The organism is Agromyces sp. P1_H4, from assembly GCF_056405255.1.
Window position 1 is genome coordinate 1 of the sequence record NZ_JBFUCL010000500.1, and the last position, 1,782, is coordinate 1,782.

The window sequence follows — 1,782 nt, forward strand, 5'->3', positions numbered from 1 at the left end:
GGCATGGCCTGCGACGTCACGGACACTGATGCGCCGCGGCAGCTCATCGACGCGGCCCTCGAGCGGTGGGAGCGCGTGGACACGGTGGTGTGCGTGGCGGGTGCCGCGCTCGACGACCCTGAGGACCCGGGGTCGATCGACGCGTTCGACCGCATGCACGACCTCCACGTGCGGTCGGTGCTGCGACTCGCGGAGGCCGCTCTGCCCGTGATGGCGCGCACCGGCGGCGGCGCCTTCCTCGTCATCTCGAGCATCGCGGGCCTGCGCGGCAATCGCATCCTGTCGGGCTACGGCGTGACCAAGGCGGCGAACGCCCAGATCGCCCGGAACATCGCGGTGCAGTGGGGCCAGGCCGGCGTGCGGGCGAACGCGATCTCCCCGGGCGTCATCGACACCGAGTTCGCCCGGCCGATCACCGCCGATCCCGCCGTCGCTGCCACACGACGCGACCGCACGCCGTTGCGGAGGTTCGGTCGCGTCGAGGAGGTCGCGGGAGCCGTCGTGTGGCTGGCGTCGCCGGCCGGGGCCTTCGTCACCGGCCAGAACATCGTGATCGACGGCCGAACGCTGATCTCCGACTGACCATCGACGGTGTCGATGTGCGGCATCGACAGATTCAGCTTCCCTGATGAAGCGCGCTCGCCGAGAGTGGATGCAGTGCCGAACGCGGCACGCACCAACCCTCGGCCGATGCGCCGCACCCCGAACACGAAGGATCGACGATGATCACCCTCCTGTCCCATCTCTCGCATGTCGAGATCGCGGCGCCCGACGTCGAGGCGTCGGTGGCCTTCTACGAGGAGCGCCTCGGCCTCCGCCAGGTCGGCCGCGACGGCGGCAAGGCCTACCTCCGCTCCTGGGGCGACTACACGCACCACAGCGTCGTCATCTCCGAGGGCCCCGAGCCGGCGCTCGTGGAGATCGGCTGGCGCACCACCAGCGCCGAGGCGCTCGAGGAGGCGGCGCGACGCGTCGAGGACGCGGGAGTGACCGGCGAGTGGTCGGACTCCGGCCCGGGCCGCGGCCGCTCGTACGTGTTCACCGGCCCGTGGGGCCACACCATCCGCCTCGCCTGGGACATCGAGCAGTACGAGGCCGACGACGAGCACGCGTCGATCTACCCCGACCGCCCCGAGCGCCGCTCGAGCGTCGCCGGCGCACCCCGGTTCCTCGACCACGTCACGATCGCGGCATCCGACGTGAAGGCCTTCGCGAAGTGGCACCACGAGGTGCTCGGCTTCCGCATCATGGCGTACACCGAGCTCGACGAGGCGCCCATCACGGTGTTCGGCGTCATCACGACGAACGAGAAGTCGCACGACCTCGGCGTCGTGCTCGACAGCTCCTCGCGGCCCGGCCGCATCAACCACTACGCGTTCTGGGTCGACACCCGCGAGGAGCTCCTCATCGCCGCCGACGTGCTCATGGAGAACGGCACCCACATCGAGTACGGGCCGTCGATCCACGGCATCGGCGAGCAGTCGTTCCTCTACTTCCGCGACCCGAGCGGCCTGCGCATCGAGGTCAACACGGGCGGCTACCGCAACTACGTGCCCGACTGGAACGCGAACACCTGGAAGCCGTCGACCGGCTCGAACAACCTCTACCGCAACAGCTCGATGCCCATGTCGATGACCGAGTCGTTCCCGCCCGACGAGGGCCGGCCGACCGCCACCGAGGAGGGCATCGTGCCGGGTACCGAGGAGGCGCTGCTCAACCCGTACGCCAAGCACGGCCAGGGCTGAGACGCCGGCCGAGGGGCCGGGGCGGACGGGGTGAGTG

General features: G+C 70.5%; 2 protein-coding genes. Both read left to right on the forward strand.

Going from position 1 to position 1,782, the window contains the following annotated elements; translation table 11 throughout:
• On the forward strand, positions 1-582 hold a 582-nt coding region (locus AC1DY2_RS19350; RefSeq protein WP_476763890.1), incomplete at its 5' end, for an SDR family NAD(P)-dependent oxidoreductase.
• Positions 583-722: 140 nt separating this feature from the next.
• Entirely contained in the window at positions 723-1,745 is a 1,023-nt protein-coding gene (locus AC1DY2_RS19355; RefSeq protein ID WP_476763891.1) for a VOC family protein, read from the forward strand.
• Positions 1,746-1,782 lie beyond the last annotated feature (37 nt).